Annotated in this window: 10 protein-coding genes and 3 pseudogenes; 6 read left to right on the forward strand and 7 right to left on the reverse strand. The window is 68.9% G+C overall.

Annotation, left to right across the window (positions count from 1 at the left end; translation table 11 throughout):
- The 4 genes and pseudogenes from SJH88_RS15520 to SJH88_RS15535 form a co-directional block, all read left to right on the forward strand.
- Positions 1-459, forward strand: a pseudogene (locus SJH88_RS15520) (PhaM family polyhydroxyalkanoate granule multifunctional regulatory protein); the annotation flags it as partial.
- Positions 460-511: 52 nt separating this feature from the next.
- The gene (locus SJH88_RS15525) at positions 512-1,783 is read left to right on the forward strand and encodes an FIST N-terminal domain-containing protein (RefSeq protein WP_274755016.1); all 1,272 of its coding nucleotides are present in this window, start codon (positions 512-514) and stop codon (positions 1,781-1,783) included.
- Positions 1,780-3,090 (forward strand): annotated as a pseudogene (locus SJH88_RS15530) (MFS transporter); the annotation flags it as partial. The gene SJH88_RS15525 and the pseudogene SJH88_RS15530, both read left to right, overlap by 4 nt.
- 63 nt (positions 3,091-3,153) lie before the next feature.
- The gene (locus SJH88_RS15535) at positions 3,154-4,245 is read left to right on the forward strand and encodes a zinc ribbon domain-containing protein (RefSeq protein WP_210930038.1); all 1,092 of its coding nucleotides are present in this window, start codon (positions 3,154-3,156) and stop codon (positions 4,243-4,245) included.
- An 89-nt stretch (positions 4,246-4,334) separates the two neighbouring features.
- Here the strand turns inward: SJH88_RS15535 and SJH88_RS15540 are convergent, their stop codons facing one another.
- The gene (locus SJH88_RS15540; RefSeq protein WP_274755017.1) at positions 4,335-5,771 is read right to left on the reverse strand and encodes a GGDEF domain-containing protein; all 1,437 of its coding nucleotides are present in this window, start codon (positions 5,769-5,771) and stop codon (positions 4,335-4,337) included.
- Between the two features lie 177 nt (positions 5,772-5,948).
- On the reverse strand, positions 5,949-7,121 hold the full coding sequence (tgt, locus tag SJH88_RS15545; RefSeq protein ID WP_274755018.1) for a tRNA guanosine(34) transglycosylase Tgt: 1,173 nt from the start codon (positions 7,119-7,121) through the stop codon (positions 5,949-5,951).
- Between the two features lie 90 nt (positions 7,122-7,211).
- On the opposite strand from tgt, the gene SJH88_RS15550 reads away from it, so the two are divergent.
- The gene (locus tag SJH88_RS15550) at positions 7,212-7,700 is read left to right on the forward strand and encodes a universal stress protein (RefSeq protein WP_274755019.1); all 489 of its coding nucleotides are present in this window, start codon (positions 7,212-7,214) and stop codon (positions 7,698-7,700) included.
- 39 nt (positions 7,701-7,739) lie between these two features.
- On the opposite strand, the gene SJH88_RS15555 is transcribed toward SJH88_RS15550, so the two are convergent.
- The 3 genes from SJH88_RS15555 to SJH88_RS15565 form a co-directional block, all read right to left on the reverse strand.
- Positions 7,740-8,168 carry a hypothetical protein gene (locus tag SJH88_RS15555; protein ID WP_042413845.1) on the reverse strand — a complete coding sequence of 143 codons (429 nt, stop codon included), beginning with the start codon at positions 8,166-8,168 and terminating at the stop codon, positions 7,740-7,742.
- A gap of 251 nt (positions 8,169-8,419) precedes the next feature.
- Positions 8,420-9,625, reverse strand: a complete 1,206-nt coding sequence (locus tag SJH88_RS15560) for a phospholipase A (RefSeq protein WP_274755020.1) — start codon at positions 9,623-9,625, stop codon at positions 8,420-8,422.
- Positions 9,626-9,800: 175 nt separating this feature from the next.
- A complete protein-coding gene (locus SJH88_RS15565) occupies positions 9,801-11,864 on the reverse strand; it encodes an ATP-dependent helicase (RefSeq protein WP_274755021.1) in 2,064 nt (687 codons plus the stop codon).
- A gap of 201 nt (positions 11,865-12,065) precedes the next feature.
- Here SJH88_RS15565 and SJH88_RS15570 point away from each other — a divergent pair, with 201 nt between their 5' ends.
- Positions 12,066-13,019, forward strand: coding sequence for an AEC family transporter (locus tag SJH88_RS15570; RefSeq protein ID WP_274755022.1), 954 nt, complete (start codon positions 12,066-12,068; stop codon positions 13,017-13,019).
- A gap of 345 nt (positions 13,020-13,364) precedes the next feature.
- Here SJH88_RS15570 and SJH88_RS15575 read toward each other — a convergent pair whose 3' ends face one another.
- Positions 13,365-14,498, reverse strand: coding sequence for an asparaginase (locus tag SJH88_RS15575; protein WP_274755023.1), 1,134 nt, complete (start codon positions 14,496-14,498; stop codon positions 13,365-13,367).
- Between the two features lie 180 nt (positions 14,499-14,678).
- A pseudogene (gene priA, locus SJH88_RS15580) lies at positions 14,679-16,432 on the reverse strand (replication restart helicase PriA); the annotation flags it as partial.

Raw genomic sequence — 16,432 nt, forward strand, 5'->3', positions numbered from 1 at the left:
CGGACGCGGCGAGCCTGCGGCCCTCCGGCTGCAGAGGCCGCCCCGGCCGCCGGGATGGCCACGGCCATGCAATGGTGGGGGGCGCTGACCCAGCAGTTCCAGCAGATCGCGCAGCAGGCCCTGCAGGACCCGGCCCAACAGCAGGCCGTGAAGCAGGCCACGCAGATGGGCTCCGACTTCGCCAAGGTGGCGGTCCAGACCGCCAGCGACATGGTGCGCCAGGCGGTGTCGCAGGCCATGCCCGGCACGGCGGAGGTCGCACCGGCCGCCAAAACGCCGGCGGCGAAGAAAACCACCCGCCAACCGGCGCCCGCCGACGTGGCGCGCCAGCGTGCACCGGCTGCTGGCAAAACGGCCACGGCGAGCAAGGCGGCCAAGCCTGCGCCACGCAAGTCCGCCGCGGCCCAACCGGCGGCAAAAACCAAGTCCGCTGCAGCACGCAAACCGGGCGCGCGCTGAGTCCCTGGGCTAGCCACGGCGCGGCGGTGGCTGCGCAAGGAGCGATCGTGTGATGCCGTTTTTCCCTTGCGCCCATGCCGGTCATCCGTTGTGGCAGCACGCGACCCGGCAGGTGATCGTGCAGTTGCAGGCGCAGATCAGCATGCAGCCACCGACGGTCCGGCATGGTCTGGGCCTGGTCTATGTCTCGGCCTCGCTGGCGGCGCACGCGGCCGAGATCGTGGGCACGCTGGCGCAGGCCCTGCCCCAGGTGCAGCATTGGGCTGGCTGTGCCGCGCACTCGGTGCTGGCCGGAGACATGGACTATGGCCACACCGGCGCGGTGGCGGTGATGCTGCCTGAGCTGGCGCCGGGCGACTACCAACTGTTTTCCGACATCGCCACGCACAAGCCGGCGCAGCCGGGCATCACCGCCCAGGCGGCGCTGGTGCATGGCGATGCTGCGGCTCCTGCGCTGGTGCCGCAGCTGATTGAGCTGGCGCGCCAGCTCGAATGCCCGGATCTGCTGGGTGGCTTGGGCCATCTGTGCCAGGACCATGCCCAGTGGGCCTGGGGCAGCACGGCATCGGGCCGCCTGCCGGCCACGGTGGGTGGTGGCGGGGTGCAAAAAGGCGGGCTGTCGGGGGTGCTGTTCGGGCCTGGGGTGGAGCTGCTGAGCGTGGGCATCCAGGGCTGCCGGCCCATGGGGCCTTCCCACACCGTGACCCACGCCGAGGGCGCGGCACTGCTGGCGCTGGATGGCCGGCCGGCCCTGGAGGTGCTGTTTGGCCACCTGAACTGGCAGGAGGCCCTGGCCGCGCCGGGTGCGGCGCCCCACCGGCTGCCGGGGGAATTGCAGCAGACGCTGCTGGCGCTGTCGCCACCCCACCCCTGGGTCTATGGCGCCAGCGTGGCCCTGGCGGCCCACGTGCTGTCGGTGGTGGGGATCGACCCCCTGCGGCAGGCGGTGTTTGTCGAGGGCCTGCCGCAGCCGGGGCAGACCGTGACCCTGTGCCAGGCGGACGAGCAGGTGGCGCGTGCCGAGGTGCGCCGGGCCTGCGCCGAGATCGGCGACTGGCTGGCGCCAGAGCCCACGCCGGCCCAGGACGGCCAGGTCGCCGCGATTGGGCGCAGCATCTGCGGGGCCATCTACATCCGCAGCGCATTGCGCCACCCGGTGCCCCGCAGCGCCCAGGTGGATGCGGAGTTGCAGCTGATCCGCCATGCCCTGGGGCCCGTGCCGCTGCTGGGTTTTACCAGCACCTATGAAGTCGATGGCACCGCGCTGCAGCAAATGAGTGCACAGTTGCTGGTTTTCACCCAGCCGCTGCAGGCTTTGACATGAGCGACCACACCCCCCAGTTCGGACTGCTGCGCCAGCGGCGGTTCGGTCCTTTCTTTGCCACCCAGTTCCTGGGGGCGGCCAACGACAACCTGTTCAAGTTCGCGCTGACCGTGCTGGTGACCTACCAGCTGCAGGTGGCCTGGCTGCCGCCCTCGGTGGCGGGGCTGGTGATCGGGGCGTTGTTCATCCTGCCCTTCGTGCTGCTGTCGGCCACGGCCGGGCAACTGGCCGACCGCATGGACAAGGCGGTGCTGATGCGGCGCGTCAAGGACTGCGAGATCGCCATCATGGCCGTGGCCCTGCTGGGCTTTGTCCTGCAGTGGCCGGCACTGCTGCTGCTGTGCCTGGTGGGCATGGGCGTGCATTCCACCTTCTTCGGTCCGGCCAAGTTCGCCTACCTGCCGCAGGTGCTCCGGCCCTCGGAGCTGACCGGGGGCAACGGCATGGTGGAGATGGGCACCTTCGTCGCCATCCTGCTGGGCAACATGGTCGGCGGGGTGCTGATCGCCACGCCCGAGGTCGGGCGCATCCATGTGGCCGCCAGTTGCCTGGCGCTGGCCCTGCTGGGGCGCTTGGCTGCTGGCGCCATTCCCCCCCAGGGCACGCCGGCGGTGGTGCACCGCATGAACTGGAACCCCTGGTCCGAAACCCTGGCCAACCTGCGGCTGGCGCGCACCGATGGCCTGGTGTTCCGGGCCGTGCTGGGCATCAGCTGGATGTGGTTCTTCGGGGCCGTGTTCCTGGCGGAATTCCCGGTGCTGGCCAAGGAGGTGCTGCACGGCAGCGAGCAGGTGGCCGCCTTGCTGCTGGTGGTGTTCTCGCTGGGCGTGGGCACCGGGGCGCTGCTGTGCGAGTCCCTGTCCCGCGGGCGCGTCGAGCCCGGCCTGGTGCCCCTGGGCGCGCTGGGCATGAGCGTGTGCTCGGTCGACCTGTGGTGGACGCTGCAAGGCCTGCCGCCCACGGCCGGCATGCTGGGGCTGGCGGATTTCTGGCACGCCCCGGGGCGCTGGCGCGTGCTGCTGGACCTGTTCGGCCTGTCGCTGGCCGCCGGGGTCTACAGCGTGCCGCTGTACGCCCTGATCCAGCAGCGCAGTCCGGTCACCCACCGGGCGCGCATCATCGCGGCCAACAACATCCTGAATGCGCTGTTCATGGTGTCGTCGGCCGTGCTGGCCGGGGCCCTGCTGGCGGCCGGGCTGACGGTGCCGCAGCTGTTCTTGTGCATGGGGGCGGCGAATGCCGTGTTCGTGGCCCTGATGTGCTGGCGCGACCCGCAGTACCTGCGGCGCAGCAAGCACTGGCTGCTGCGCCTGGCGGGGCGCATGCATCCGCCATCCGCATAATGCGCGCAGTACATGAGGAGGTAGGCCGTGGGTAAATCTTTGCGTTGGTCGGAAACCTGGTTTCGTCGGGGCCTGTGGCTGGTGGCGGTGGTCTTTGCCAGCTTCCTGATCGGTCTGGGCTCGGCGGTGGTGGACGACCTGCCCCAGGTTGAGCAGCGCCTGGAGCTGGACGACTTCCTGGACCTGCGCCAGGCCCAGCCCCTGCGCAATGAGCAGGAATCGCTGCGCGCGGCGCAGCGCCAGGCGCTGGAGGCCCGCGACCAGGCCCAGCTGCGCTGGCAGCAGGCGCGCAGCGACACGCAGGCGGCGCGCGACACCTTCAGCAACTGGATTGCCACGCGCTCCGCCACCCAGCGCAGCGAGCAGGACCCCGAGGTGATCCGCCGCACCCAGGCGCTGGAGCAACTGCGCCAGACTGAGCGCCAGGCCCAGCAGCAGCTGCAGGACCAGGAGCAAGCACTGCTGAATGCACGCCAGCAGTCCACGCGCGTGGGCGACCGTCTGCAGGCGCTGGAAGACACGGCGCACGAGGCGTTGCAGCGTGCCCAGCGCGCGCAGGAGCTGCGGGTGTTCCTCTACCGCCTGGCCCTCACGCTGCCTCTGCTGGTGCTGGCCGGTTGGCTGTTCGTGAAAAAGCGCAAGAGCCCCTGGTGGCCCTTTGTCTGGGGCTTCATCTTCTTCGCGCTGTTCGCCTTCTTTGTCGAGCTGGTGCCCTACCTGCCCAGCTATGGCGGCTATGTGCGCTCGGCCGTGGGCATTGTGCTGACGGTGCTGATCGGGCGCTGGGCCATCGTGGCGCTGCAGCGCTATCTGGAGCGCCAGCGCCAGGCCGAGGCCCTGCCGGCCACCCAGCGGCGCACGCAGATGACCTACGACAAGGCCTGGGGCCACCTCAGCAAGGGCGTGTGCCCGGGCTGCGAGCGGGCCGTGGACCTCAAGGATGGCGTGACCGATTTCTGCCCGCATTGCGGCATCGGCCTGTTCGAACCCTGCACCGCCTGCCAGTCGCGCAAGAGCAGCTTTGCCAAGTTCTGCTTCCACTGCGGGGCCGCAGCCGCCACGCCGGATGCGGTGGCGCCGGACGCACCGGTCACGCCGCCATCTTCCAAAGATTGGTAAAAAAGAGAGCGCATGGCGCGCGCTGTGGCTGGGTTTCCAATGCTTTGATGCTTGAAGTCAGCGCGCAGAGTGTGCCAGCAGCTATGGTTTTACATGGATGACGGGGCCAGCGCCGGCCCGTACTGGCGCACCTGGTTGCGGCCGCTGCGCTTGGCTATGTAGAGCGCCGCGTCGGCCTTGGACAGCAGTTGCTCGATGCTGTCCTGCGCGCCAATCGACACCACGGCGTGCAGGCCGATGCTCAGCGTGACCTGGAAGGGGGCGCCGTCCTCCAGCGGAAAACGGTGGTCGCGCAGGCGCTTGCAGATACGCTGGCCCACGGCCAGGGCCTGTTCGCGCTGGGTGCGTGGCAGCAGGATGGCGAACTCCTCACCGCCCAGGCGGCCCAGCAGATCGTCGGGGCGCAGCGCCTCGCTGGCCAGCCGGGCGAAGGTCTGCAGCACCACATCGCCCTGGGCATGGCCGTAGCGGTCGTTGACCTGTTTGAAATGGTCAAGGTCTAGCATCAGCACGGCGACGGACTGGCGATCCTCCTCCAGGCGCGACAGCAGCTTCTGGCCGCGCTCCATCAGCGCACGCCGCGCCAGCACCCCGGTCAGATAGTCATGGTGCACCGCGTGGTGCAGCTTCTGCAGGGCCTGCATGCGCAGCGTGTAGGCACTGGCCACGGCCAGGGGCGCCAGCGACAGCATTGCCAGCCCGGTGCGGTAGGACAGCACATCGTCCAGGTGCTCAACGACAAAGTCGAAGGAGCTGAAGGCCAGCAACCCGGTTTTCCACAGGCAGACCAGCAGGCTCAGCACGGTGATCGGGAAGACGCCATAGCTCATCGCGCACCAGACCATGGCGGGGATGCTGAAGGCCATCGCGCCGTTGCCGCCGATCAGCTGGCTGAGGGCCTCGCTGAGGACCAGGGCCAGCAGCGGCAGGGCGTCGTTCCAGGAGCGTTGCTGTTTGGTCAATGGCCAGGTCCAGGGCCAGCCGCCGGGGGCGGCCAGGAACACCGGCAGGATCAGCACGTAGTTGTAGAACTCGGCCGACAGCCACAGCAGCGCCGACTGCCACAAGGGCATGTGGAAGGCGACCGCGCTGGGCCAAGCCCCCGCCAGCGTGCTGACCGTGGCCGCCAGCAGGCACCCCAGGAAGACGGTCATCACGGAGCGCTGGTTCTGGAAGCCTAGCACCTGGTTGCGCACGCGTGCCAGAAGCAGCCAGCCGGCCAGCACGCCGATCAGGTTCGCCAGGTTCAGCGTGAGGGCCATGAATGGCGTGGCACCGGTCAGCAGGTCGGCAGCGATGTAGGCCAGCAGGGCGCACAGCCAGCTGCCTGGGTGGCGCGCCAGCTCGGGGTGGCGCAGCAGCAGGCCCAGCAGGATGGCATTGGCCGGCCAGAAGGCCGCCATGGACCCCAGCGGGCGGCTGTAGATGCCCAGCAGGCAGGCCAACAGGATGCCGGCGGTCAGCGCGGCTTGCGCGCGCCAGACGGACGGAGGCTGGACAGAAGGGGCGGAGGCATCCAGGGACACGGGTGGGCGCAGGGGCTGCAGGAGTGGGGGCCCACCCATTCTCGGCATTTCCTGCGGCGCCCAAGTAGGACACAGGACCGGCCTGCTGCCGTTCGTCGACTTGGGTCGGCGGCAGGCCCGCCCAGCGGGCGCAAAAAAGCCTCCCGCAGGAGGCTGGCTGGTGGGCGTGCCGCGGGCTCAGACGCCGCGTGCGCGGTCGGCCTTGAACTGGGCGCGGAACTGGGCGAAGGTGCCGGCGTCCAGCGCGTTGCGCACTTCCTGCATCAGGTTCAGGTAGTAGTGCAGGTTGTGGATGGTGGTCAGCATGGGGCCCAGCATCTCGCCGCAGCGGTCCAGGTGGTGCAGGTAGGCGCGGCTGAAGCCGTCGCGCCCGCCGTTGTCCCAGCTCACGCCGCTGGTGCCGGCACAGGCGTGGCAGGTGCAGGTGGTGTCCAGCGGCTGGTGGTCGCTCTTGTGGCGTGCGTTGCGCAGCTTCAGGTCGCCGTAGCGCGTGAACACCGTGCCGTTGCGCGCGTTGCGCGTGGGCATCACGCAGTCGAACATGTCCACGCCGTCGGCCACGCCCTGCACCAGGTCCTCGGGCGTGCCCACGCCCATCAGGTAGCGCGGCTTGTTGGCCGGCAGCAGGTGGGGCGTGTGAGCCATGATCTCCAGCATCTCGTCCTTGGGCTCGCCCACCGAGACACCGCCCACGGCGTAGCCGGGGAAATCCATCTCCACCAGCGCCTGCAGCGACTCCTCGCGCAGATTGGTGTACATGCCGCCTTGCACGATGCCGAACAGCGCGTTGGGGTTCTCCAGGCGCTCGAACTCGTCCTTGGAGCGCTGGGCCCAGCGGCGGCTCATCTCCATGGATTTGCGCGCTTCGGCTTCCGTGGTTTTGTGGCCGTTGGTCTCATAGGGCGTGCATTCGTCCAGCTGCATGACGATGTCCGAATTCAGGATCGTCTGGATCTGCATGCTGACCTCGGGCGACATGAACAGCTTGTCGCCGTTGACTGGGCTCTGGAAGTGCACGCCTTCTTCGGTGATCTTGCGCATTGCCCCCAGCGACCAGACCTGGAAGCCGCCCGAGTCGGTCAGGATGGGCTTGTTCCACTTCTCGAATCCATGCAGGCCGCCGAAGGTCTTCATGATGTCCAGGCCGGGGCGCATCCACAGGTGGAAGGTGTTGCCCAGGATGATCTGCGCGCCCATTTCTTCCAGGCTGCGGGGCATCACGCCCTTGACGGTGCCGTAGGTGCCCACGGGCATGAAGATGGGGGTCTGGACCTTGCCGTGGTTCAGGGTCAAGGTGCCACGGCGGGCGTGGCTGGTCGGATCGGTGGTGAGAAGTTCGAACTGCAGCATGATGGCGCGCATTGTCCCAGAAGCCGTGGCGGGTCGCGCTGGGCGGGTCTATAGTGGAACCCAGCCCGCTACTACGACAAGGAGAACGCCATGTACGCCAACATCATGATCGCCATCGACGGCTCCAACGAATCGCTGCAGGCCGTGCACCAGGCCCTGTCCCTGGTGGGCCGGGGGCTGCGTGCGGAAATCGCCCTGGTGAACGTGCAGGAGCCGGCCTCGCTGCTGCAACTGGCCACGCAGGACTCGGACGCGATTGCCGCCGCCGCCGTGGAAGCGGGTGAACACCTGATGGCCGAAGGCGCCGCACTGCTGGACGCCGCGGGTGTCGGCTATTCCATGGAGGTGGTGCTGGGGGAACCCGCCACCGTGCTGGTCGACATGGCCGAGGAAATCGATGCCGACCTGGTGCTGCTGGGCGCACGCGGCATGGGCGCCATCGAAAGCGTGCTGGTGGGCTCGGTCTCCAAGGCCGTGATCAGCCGCTGCACCCGCCCGGTGCTGGTGGTCAAGCTGCCCGAAGACCCGGCCCAAGCCGTGCTGGGGGAAGCGCCGGACACCGAAGAGGTGGAGTCCTGAGCCGGTGATGGCACCCACCCGCGGTGGCGGGTGCCTGCCTCAGGCGGCGCGGCGCTGCCAGCCTTTGCTGTGCGTCTGGCTGCCGTGGGCCTGCTGGCGCGTGCCGGCGCGCGGCTGCAGTTTGCCGTGCGGCAAGGACGCCAGCCGCTGGAACATGCGGCGGCAGTAGCCGCGGATCCACAGGCACTTGTTGATTTCCTCGACCGGGAAGGGGCCGCTGATGACGATGATGTCCTCGGCCGCCTGCCACTGGCCGGCCGCACGCAGGCGGCGGCGGGCGGTGGTGGCCCAGGACTGGATGCGCGAGGGCGTGCCGTGCTGGTGCACCTCGCCGGTGTACAGGTCGAACGCGATGGCCAGCAAATCTGTCTTCAGCTTGAAGCGGCGCTCGCCTGTGACTGCGCTGGGCTGGTCGCGCATGTCGTACAGGTAGTAGCTGCCGGCTTTGAGCTGGTATTGCAGATTCATGGTCATCCTTGGTGCCGCATTGTCTGCGAACGTCCATGCATGCAAACAAAGGAAATGGCGGTGCGGGCACCGCCTGTTTGTGGGAGCGCTGGCTCCCCGCGTCCCACGTGCCGCCGATTCTGCGCCAAGCCCGCGGCGGCCACAAGCTCCGGCGATGGGCGGAAGCGCCGGCGGTGATGATTGTTAATAAAAATGGCCTACAGCACGCACGCCGTGCGCGCTGAAAGCTATCGTTTGCGAAGTGACCGCGCTCAGAAGTCCAGCAGGCTCAGGCCCACGGCCAGCGAAGTGCGCTTGCTGTTGTAGTCGATCAGGCTTTCGCCGTAGCCGCTGAACAGCTGCACGTGCAGGCGCAGGTTGCTCTTGCCGCCGTTCCAGCCCGAGCCGATGGTGCGCAGCCATTCCAGGCGGCCCGAGCCGTAGCCCTTGCCCAGGCTGCCGCGCGCCGTCAGGCCCAGGGTGTTGGCGTCGTTGACGTTCCACAGCAGCTTCACCTCGCCGCGACCCCAGTAGTTCTGGATCCCGGGGTTGTCGTCGTCGGGCGTGCTCTCGGACATGCGCTTCCACAGCTTGGCGTGGACCTGCCAGCGGTGGCCCAGCTCGGCGCCGGTCATCACGTACCAGCGGTTCCAGCTGCGCGACAGCGGATCGCTCTGGCCGTTGGAGTGGTGCACCATGCCGGCGCCGCTGTAGCGCCAGCGCCAGCCGCCGGGCAGTGCGGCGTCGGTGGGGTAGACGTAGAAGATCTCGGGCTCGTGGTCCGTGGTGCGGAAGGGGCGCGAGAGGTCGGGGTTGAACACCTGCCAGAACGACTGCTGGGTGTAGCCGACCCAGACCGAGTCCTTGCGGCCGGCACTGGAGTCGGTCAGCAGGCCGGAGGCGATCTTGGTGCGCGCCGACAGCTGGATGCGCATTTCCTGCGGCTGGTAGTCGCGCACCGGGGCGGGCTCCTTGCCGGGGCTGCTGGGCTGCTGGTTGATGTGGTCGCTGCGCAGCACCGACACCGACAGTGGCTTGTAGCCGCGGAAGGTGAAGGTGCCGCAGTCGCTGCCGGGCTCCAGCTCGAAAAAGCGCGAGATCTCGCTGTAGCGCGGATCGCGGCAGCCGCCGTTGGTGGGCACCAGGCCCTGGCCGGGCAGCACGTCGGCCTGCACCATGGGGGCGTTGGCGGCCTGCTGCAGCATGGCCTCGGGCTGCTGGCTGGCACTGGCCGCCGGGGCCTGCCAGGTGCTGGCCGGCGGCGGGGTCAGGGGTTGCTGTTGCTGCGCCCAGGTGTCAAAACAGGCCAGGCGGGCCTGGTTGTCGGTGGTGGCGGCGCATTGGCGCCAAGCCTCCTCGCGCACGGCGGCGGGCGCTTGGGCCTGGGCCTGGGCGGCGGGCAGGGCGGAGAGGGTGGCCAGCGCGGTGGCCAGCGAAGTCCAGTGCAGGCGAGGGGAAGGGGTCAGGGATCGTGCCATGGCGGTGTCGGGGCGGTGCTGCCGTGCAGCCTCGGTGGAATGCTGGCGCAGCATACGGGCTGTGTCCAGCCGGTGGCGTCAGCCAAAGGCGACGTTGCCGGCGGTCGCGGTGTGCAAATGTTGCGCTTGGGGCCATGCAGCCCAGGTGGGGCTTGCGTGGTCAGCTATGAAAAAATCAGGGCTTGGGCGCGGCTTCGGCCTTGCGTGCCAGTTGCTCGCGCAGCTGGCGCAGCTTTTCCCGCGGGTCTTCGCGCGCGGTGGCGGCGTCCAGGTTCATCTCCTTGATGAAGCGGCTGGGCTGGCACTGCACCATCTCGCGGCCCTTCTTGCGGCGCTTGGTCCAGCTGACGGCCAGGGTGCGCTGGGCGCGCGTGATGCCCACGTACATCAGGCGGCGCTCTTCCTGCAGGCGGGCGGCGACGTCATCGCTGACCTTCTGCTGGCGGCCTTCGTCGTCGTCCAGCTTGAAAGGCAGCATGCCCTCGGTCACGCCCACCAGCTGGGTGTGCGGCCACTCCAGGCCCTTGCTGGCGTGCAGGGTGGACAGGACCACCATGTCCTGCTCCTTCTCGCGTTCGCTGATGGTGGACAGCAGGGCGATGTTCTGTGCGATCTCCAGCAGGCTCTTGACCTCGGTCTGCGTGGTGGTGCCGGCCGCGTCCTCGATCTGGCCACCGGCGCGCTGGCTCATCCAGTCGCAGAACTCCAGCACATTGCTCCAGCGCGCGGCGGCCACGGTCTCGCTGTCCTCGCTGTCGTAGAGGTACTGCTCGTAGCCGATCTCTTTGAGCCAGTCGAGCATGAAGCTGCGGCTGGCCTCGGCCCCCAGGGTGTGGCGGGCGCGGTATTCCAGGTCGTTGATGTAGCGGCCGAATTCCAGCAGCCCCTCGTGCGCCTTCTTGGGCAGCACGGCCTCGAGCATGTGGCTGAACAGGGCGCCGAACATGGACAGCTTGTGCTGGGAGGAAAACTCGCCCAGCTTGCCCAGCGTGGTGTGGCCGATGCCGCGCTTGGGCGTGCCGATGGCGCGCAGGAAGGCCGGGTCGTCATCGTTGTTGATCCACAGCCGGAACCAGGCGCACAGGTCCTTGATTTCGGCGCGGTCGAAGAAGCTGGTGCCGCCCGAGACCTTGTACGGGATGTTGGCCTTGCGCAGCGCCTTCTCGAAGGGCTTGGCCTGGTGGTTGGCGCGGTAGAGGATGGCGAAGTCCTTCCAGGCCGGCTGTGGGTTGGCGTTGGCGCGCAGGCTCAGAATGCGGGCCACGGCGCGCTCGGCCTCGTGCTCCTCGGTGTCGCAGTCGACGATGCGCACCGGCTCGCCCTCGCCCAGCTCCGAGAACAAGGTCTTGGGGAACAGCTTGGGATTGGGGCCGATCACGTTGTTGGCCGCGCGCAGGATGGCAGACGTCGAGCGGTAGTTCTGCTCCAGCTTGATGATCTTGAGCTGCGGGAAGTCCACCGGTAGTTTCTTCAGGTTGTCCAGCGTGGCGCCGCGCCAGCCATAGATGGACTGGTCGTCGTCGCCCACGGCGGTGAAGTGCGCGCGTTCGCCCACCAGCAGCTTGAGCAGTTCGTATTGCGTGGCGTTGGTGTCCTGGTACTCGTCGACCAGCACGTGGCCCAGCAGGCGCTGCCATTTCTCGCGCACCTCGGCATGGCCGCGCAGCAGGCGCATGGGCATGCCGATCAGGTCGTCGAAGTCCACGCTCTGGTAGGCGGTCAGGCGCTCCTCATAGCGCTGCATGATCAGGGCGATGCTGCGCTCGTGGTCGTCCTGGGCCATGGCCAGGGCCTTGCGGCTGTCCCAGCCGGCGTTCTTCCAGTTGCTGATGGTCCACTGCCACTGGCGCGCCGTGGCCACGTCGGTGGTGCCGCCGGCGCAGTCCTTGAGGATGCCGGTCACGTCGTCCTGGTCCAGGATGCTGAAGCTGGGCTTGAGGCCCAGCACGTGGCCGTCCTCGCGCACCATGCGCACCCCCAGCGAGTGGAAGGTGCAGATCATCACGTCCTTGGCGGCCTTGCCGATCAGGCCCTTGGCCCGCTCGCGCATTTCGGCGGCGGCCTTGTTGGTGAAGGTGATGGCGGCGATGCGCTTGGGCGCCAGGCCGTTGTCGATCAGGCGGCCGATCTTGTGCGTGATCACGCGCGTCTTGCCCGAGCCCGCGCCCGCCAGCACCAGGCAGGGGCCTTCGGTGTAATGGACAGCTTGGAGTTGGGCGAGGTTCAGACCAGCAGACATGGGACAGGAAGGGGCAGCAAAGACGGACAAACAACAAACGCCTGGCAGGCAGGCGTGCCCCATCATACGCAAGCCCACCCGGTGCCGCGAGGGGCCCTGGCCTTGCCCGCGTGGGCCGAGAGTTTGCAGACGGCAACACTTGTCGCCTGCGCGTAAGCGGTGTAGGCGAACGTCCGGGCGCTGCTGCCACAATCGCCCACCGTGCTGTCCATTCTTGCTGTCACCTTCCCCTTCTTCGCCCTGGTGCTGTGCGGCTTCATCGCCACGCGCCGCGGGGTGCTGCCGCTGGCTGCCATTCCGGGGCTGAACACCTTTGTGCTGTATTTCGCGCTGCCGTGCATGCTGTTTCGCTTTGGGGCGCAGACGCCCATCGCCCAGCTGCTGGACCCGGTGGTCGGCGCCGTCTACCTGGGCTGCGGCCTGCTGCTGGTGGCCGGCACGGTGCTGGCCACGCGCCGGCGCTGGGGCTGGAACGACGCCGCGTTTGGCGCCCTGGTGGCGGCCTTTCCCAACTCCGGCTTCATGGGCGTGCCGCTGCTGGTAGCGCTGCTGGGCGCGGGCAGCGCCGGCACGGTGATCCTGACCATGGCCATCGACATGCTGATCACCACCTCGCTGTGCATCGCGCTGTCGCGCCTGGGCCAGGGGGAAGGCGGGGCCCTGCCGGCGCTGCGCAAGGCCCTGGGCGGCATGCTGACCAACCCCATGCCCTGGGCGATTGCGCTGGGGGCCGTGGCCTCGGCCAGCGCGCTGCAGCTGCCCGGGCCCATCGACCAGACCGTGGCCATGCTGGCCGGGGCGGCCTCGCCCGTCGCGCTGTTCACCATCGGGGCGGTGCTGGCGCGCTCGCAGATGAACCAGCACGAACAGGTGGCCGCGCGCCACTACGTGCCGATCGCCCTGGCCAAGCTGCTGCTGCACCCGCTGCTGGTCTGGCTGGCTTGCCAGCTGGCGCTGGCGGCCGGCGCCGCGATGGCCCCAGAGACAGTGGTGGCCCTGGTGCTGGTGGCGGCCCTGCCCAGTGCCAGCAATGTGTCGCTGCTGACCGAGCGCTTCGGCGCCCACGGAGGGCGCGTGGCGCGCATCATCCTGGTCAGCACAGCGCTGGCCTTTGTGAGCTTTTCGCTGGTGGTGGATCTGCTGCTGAAAAAATAAGAGCGTTCAGCGCTGGCTGGTCCTGGGTTGAAAGGTCATTTGATGCGTATCTGTGCCGGGTACGTCCTGCCTGGCGGCTTGTTGACCTGGCGGTGCCGGTGCGGGCCTCGCAGCACGCTGCGCGGGCGGTGTGCACGAGAGACGCTCATGAAAACAAGAGCACCCAGCGCAGTCAGGGAATGCGCTGGGCGTTGATTAGATGCCTGTGTGCGCCATCGGGCGTGGCCGGCGCAACTGGCGTGGCCCCGCACGTGGACATCGCGCCAGGGCCGCACCGCCGCGCCGGTGTCACCCCCTCCCGCATCGCGCGCGAGGGGAAAAGGCGCACCGCACCTCAGAGGGGCTTCAATACTCCCAGAACATGCGCTGCAACTCCTGCGTGCTGGCGCCCTTGGCCAGGGCCAGCATGGTCAGGATGCGCGCCTTTTCGGGGCGCAGGTCGTGGGCCACCACCCAGTCGTACTTGTCGTCGGGCTGCTCGGCGTTGCGCAGCACGAAGCCATACGGCACGCGCGAGGCGCGCACGATGACGGTGCCCTTGGCGCGCGCGTCCTGCAGCGGCTTGACCATGCGGTCGGCCACCGAGCCATTGCCCGTGCCGGCATGCACGATGGCCTTGGCGCCGCCGGCGACCAGGGCGTTCACGGCCGTGGGCTGCACGTTGCCGTAGGCGTAGACGATGTCCACCTGCGGCAGGGCCGTGATGCTGTCGATGTTGAACTCGGACTGGTTGGTGTGGCGCTTGACCGGGGCGCGGAACCAGTAGTTCTTGCCTTCCACCACCATGCCCAGCGGGCCCCACTGGCTCTGGAACGCGCCGGTTTGGATGTTGATGTCCTTGTTCACGTCGCGGGCGGTGTTGATCTCGTCGTTCATGGTGACGAACACGCCCTTGCCCTTGGCGTCCTTGGAGGCGGCCACGCTCACGGCGTTGACCAGGTTCAGCGCACCGTCGGCCGACAGGGCGGTGCCGGGGCGCATGGAGCCGACCACGGCGATGGGCTTGTCGGTGTGCACCGTCAGGCTCAGGAAGTAGGCGGTCTCGGCCAGGGTGTCGGTGCCGTGGGTGATGACGATGCCGTCCACGTCGGCCTGCTTGGCCAGCTGCGACACGCGCTGGGCCAGCTTCAGCAGGTGGTCGTTGGTGAAGCTCTCGGAGGCGATCTGGAACACCTGCTCACCGGACACCTTGGCGATGTTGCCCAGCTCGGGCAGGCCGGCCAGCAGCTTGTCCACCGGCGCCTTGGCGGCCGAGTAGGTGGCGCTGTTCATGGCCGAGGCGCCGGCGCCGGCGATGGTGCCGCCGGTGGCCAGCACCACCACATGGGGCTTGGCGCTGGCTGGGGCCACCGCCGTGGTGGCGGCAGCGGCTGGGGCTGGGGCCGCCGCAGTGCCGGGGCCGGCCGCCTGCGAGGCACAGCCAGCCAGGGCCAGGGCCGCCGAGATCAGGCTCAGGCGGAAGGTGGAAGTCAGAGACATGGGAAGCTCCCGAAAAAGAAAGTGCACCGCCCGGCGGGCAGTTGCTGGTGGGCACGATGCAACATCCGCGCCCGTCTGGCATTCGGACAAACACCGAGCCCAGCGGGGCGTGCACAAATCAGGAGCTGTCCGCGCAGGCGGGATATGGGTGAACTGGTAAAAAGTGTTGCAAAACGCTTTTCACAGCGACAGCGGATCCACATCCATCAGCCAGCGCACCACGCCCTTGTGCTGGGGCTGGCTGCGCACCCAGTGCAGCCAGGGCTGCCAGGCGTGCAAAAACCTTTGCAGGGCGCGGCGGTCGGCGGCCTCGATCAGCATCTGGGCGCGCTCCACATTGGCCACGCGCTGCACGGTCATGGGGATGGGCGGGTACAGGAACACGTCGTCCAGGTGCGGCAGCTGGCCCTGGCGGGCGGCGTCGCTCACGGCGCGCAGAAAGTCCTGGGCCGCGGCCTGGGTCTTGGCGTCGGCGCGCACCAGGGTCTGGAAGGCGAAGGGCGGCATGCCGGCGTCGTGCCGCTCTTGCAGTTGGCGCGCGGCAAAGGCCGGGTAGTCGTGCTGGCGCAGGGCGGCGAAGACGCTGTGCTGCGGCTCTGCGGTCTGCACCCACATCTCGGGCTGGCTGCCCTGGTCGCTGACGTAGCCGGCATCGCGCCCGGCCCGGCCGGCGCCTGCATCAGCAGGCAGAACAGGCGCTCGGGGGCGCGGAAATCGCTGGAGAACAGGGCGCCATCCGGCTGCACCGCGGCCACCAGGGTGATGCGCCGGAAGTCGTGGCCCTTGGCCACCATCTGCGTGCCCACCAGCACGTCGATCTCGCCCTCGTGCACCTGGGCCAGCTGGGCCTCCAGCGCCCCCTTGTGGCGGGTGGTGTCGGCGTCGATGCGGCCGACGCGGGCCGGCTGGCCGTCCGGGCGCTGCACATTGCGCAGCAGGCGGGCCAGCTCTTCCTCCAGCTGCTCCGTGCCCTTGCCCAGCGGCAGGATGTCGGGGTTGCCGCAGGATGGGCAGGCCGGCGGCACGCGCTGGGTGTGGCCGCAGTGGTGGCAGCGCAGGCTGCGGTCGCCCTTGTGGAACACCTGGTGGGCGCTGCAGTGCGGGCAGTCGCTTTTCCAGCCGCAATCGGTGCAAAACAGCACCGGGGCAAAGCCGCGGCGGTTGAGCAGAACCAGGCTTTGCTCGCCGCGCTGCACGCGCGCGGTGATGGCCTCCAGCAGCGGCGGGGCGAACACGGTGCGCTTGGGCTGCTGGCGCATGTCCACCAGGCGCACGCGCGGCAGGGCCCCGGCGCCGATGCGACTGGGCATGTGCAGCCGCAGGTAGCGGCCCACGGCCGGGTCGCTGGCGTGCCAGCTTTCCAGCGAGGGTGTGGCGCTGCCCAGCAGCACCTGGGCACCGCTGGCATGGCCGCGCCACAGCGCCAGGTCGCGCGCCGAGTAGCGCGCGCCTTCTTCCTGCTTGTAGCTGGGGTCGTGTTCTTCGTCGACGACGATCACCTTGAGCCCTGGCAGGCTGGCGAACACCGCCATGCGCGTGCCCAGCAGGATGCGCGCCTGCCCCTGGTGGGCGGCCAGCCAGCTCTTGAGGCGCTGCACCTCGGTCATGCCGCTGTGCATGCTGACCACGGACTGGGGGCCGAACAGCGGGGCGAAGCGCGTGGCAAAGCGCTCCTGCAGCTGGGGCGTGAGGTTGATCTCCGGCACCATCACCAGGGCCTGGGCCTGGGGGTCGGCCTCCAGGGCACGCTGCACGACGCGCAGGTAGACCTCGGTCTTGCCGCTGCCGGTGCTGCCGTACAGCAGGAAGGGGCCGGGGTGCTGCGCGATCTGGTCGACCACGCCGCGCTGCTCGGCGCTCAGGGTGACGGCCGCCTCGGGCGGGGCGGGCAAAGCGGCCACGGGTTCCACCACCGCCTCGGCCGCGGCCCTGGC

Source organism: Comamonas sp. GCA5 (genome assembly GCF_036541385.1).
Classification (GTDB): domain Bacteria; phylum Pseudomonadota; class Gammaproteobacteria; order Burkholderiales; family Burkholderiaceae_C; genus Comamonas; species Comamonas aquatica.

What these genes read in the sequence shown, in the direction of transcription:
- SJH88_RS15555 (WP_042413845.1), bottom strand. Translation starts at nt 8,168, where the DNA reads ATGAATCTGCAATACCAGCTCAAAGCCGGCAGCTACTACCTGTACGAC.
- SJH88_RS15575 (WP_274755023.1), bottom strand. Translation starts at nt 14,498, where the DNA reads ATGTCTCTGACTTCCACCTTCCGCCTGAGCCTGATCTCGGCGGCCCTG.
- SJH88_RS15525 (WP_274755016.1), top strand. Translation starts at nt 512, where the DNA reads ATGCCGTTTTTCCCTTGCGCCCATGCCGGTCATCCGTTGTGGCAGCAC.
- SJH88_RS15565 (WP_274755021.1), bottom strand. Translation starts at nt 11,864, where the DNA reads ATGTCTGCTGGTCTGAACCTCGCCCAACTCCAAGCTGTCCATTACACC.
- SJH88_RS15560 (WP_274755020.1), bottom strand. Translation starts at nt 9,625, where the DNA reads ATGGCACGATCCCTGACCCCTTCCCCTCGCCTGCACTGGACTTCGCTG.
- tgt (WP_274755018.1), bottom strand. Translation starts at nt 7,121, where the DNA reads ATGCTGCAGTTCGAACTTCTCACCACCGATCCGACCAGCCACGCCCGC.
- SJH88_RS15550 (WP_274755019.1), top strand. Translation starts at nt 7,212, where the DNA reads ATGTACGCCAACATCATGATCGCCATCGACGGCTCCAACGAATCGCTG.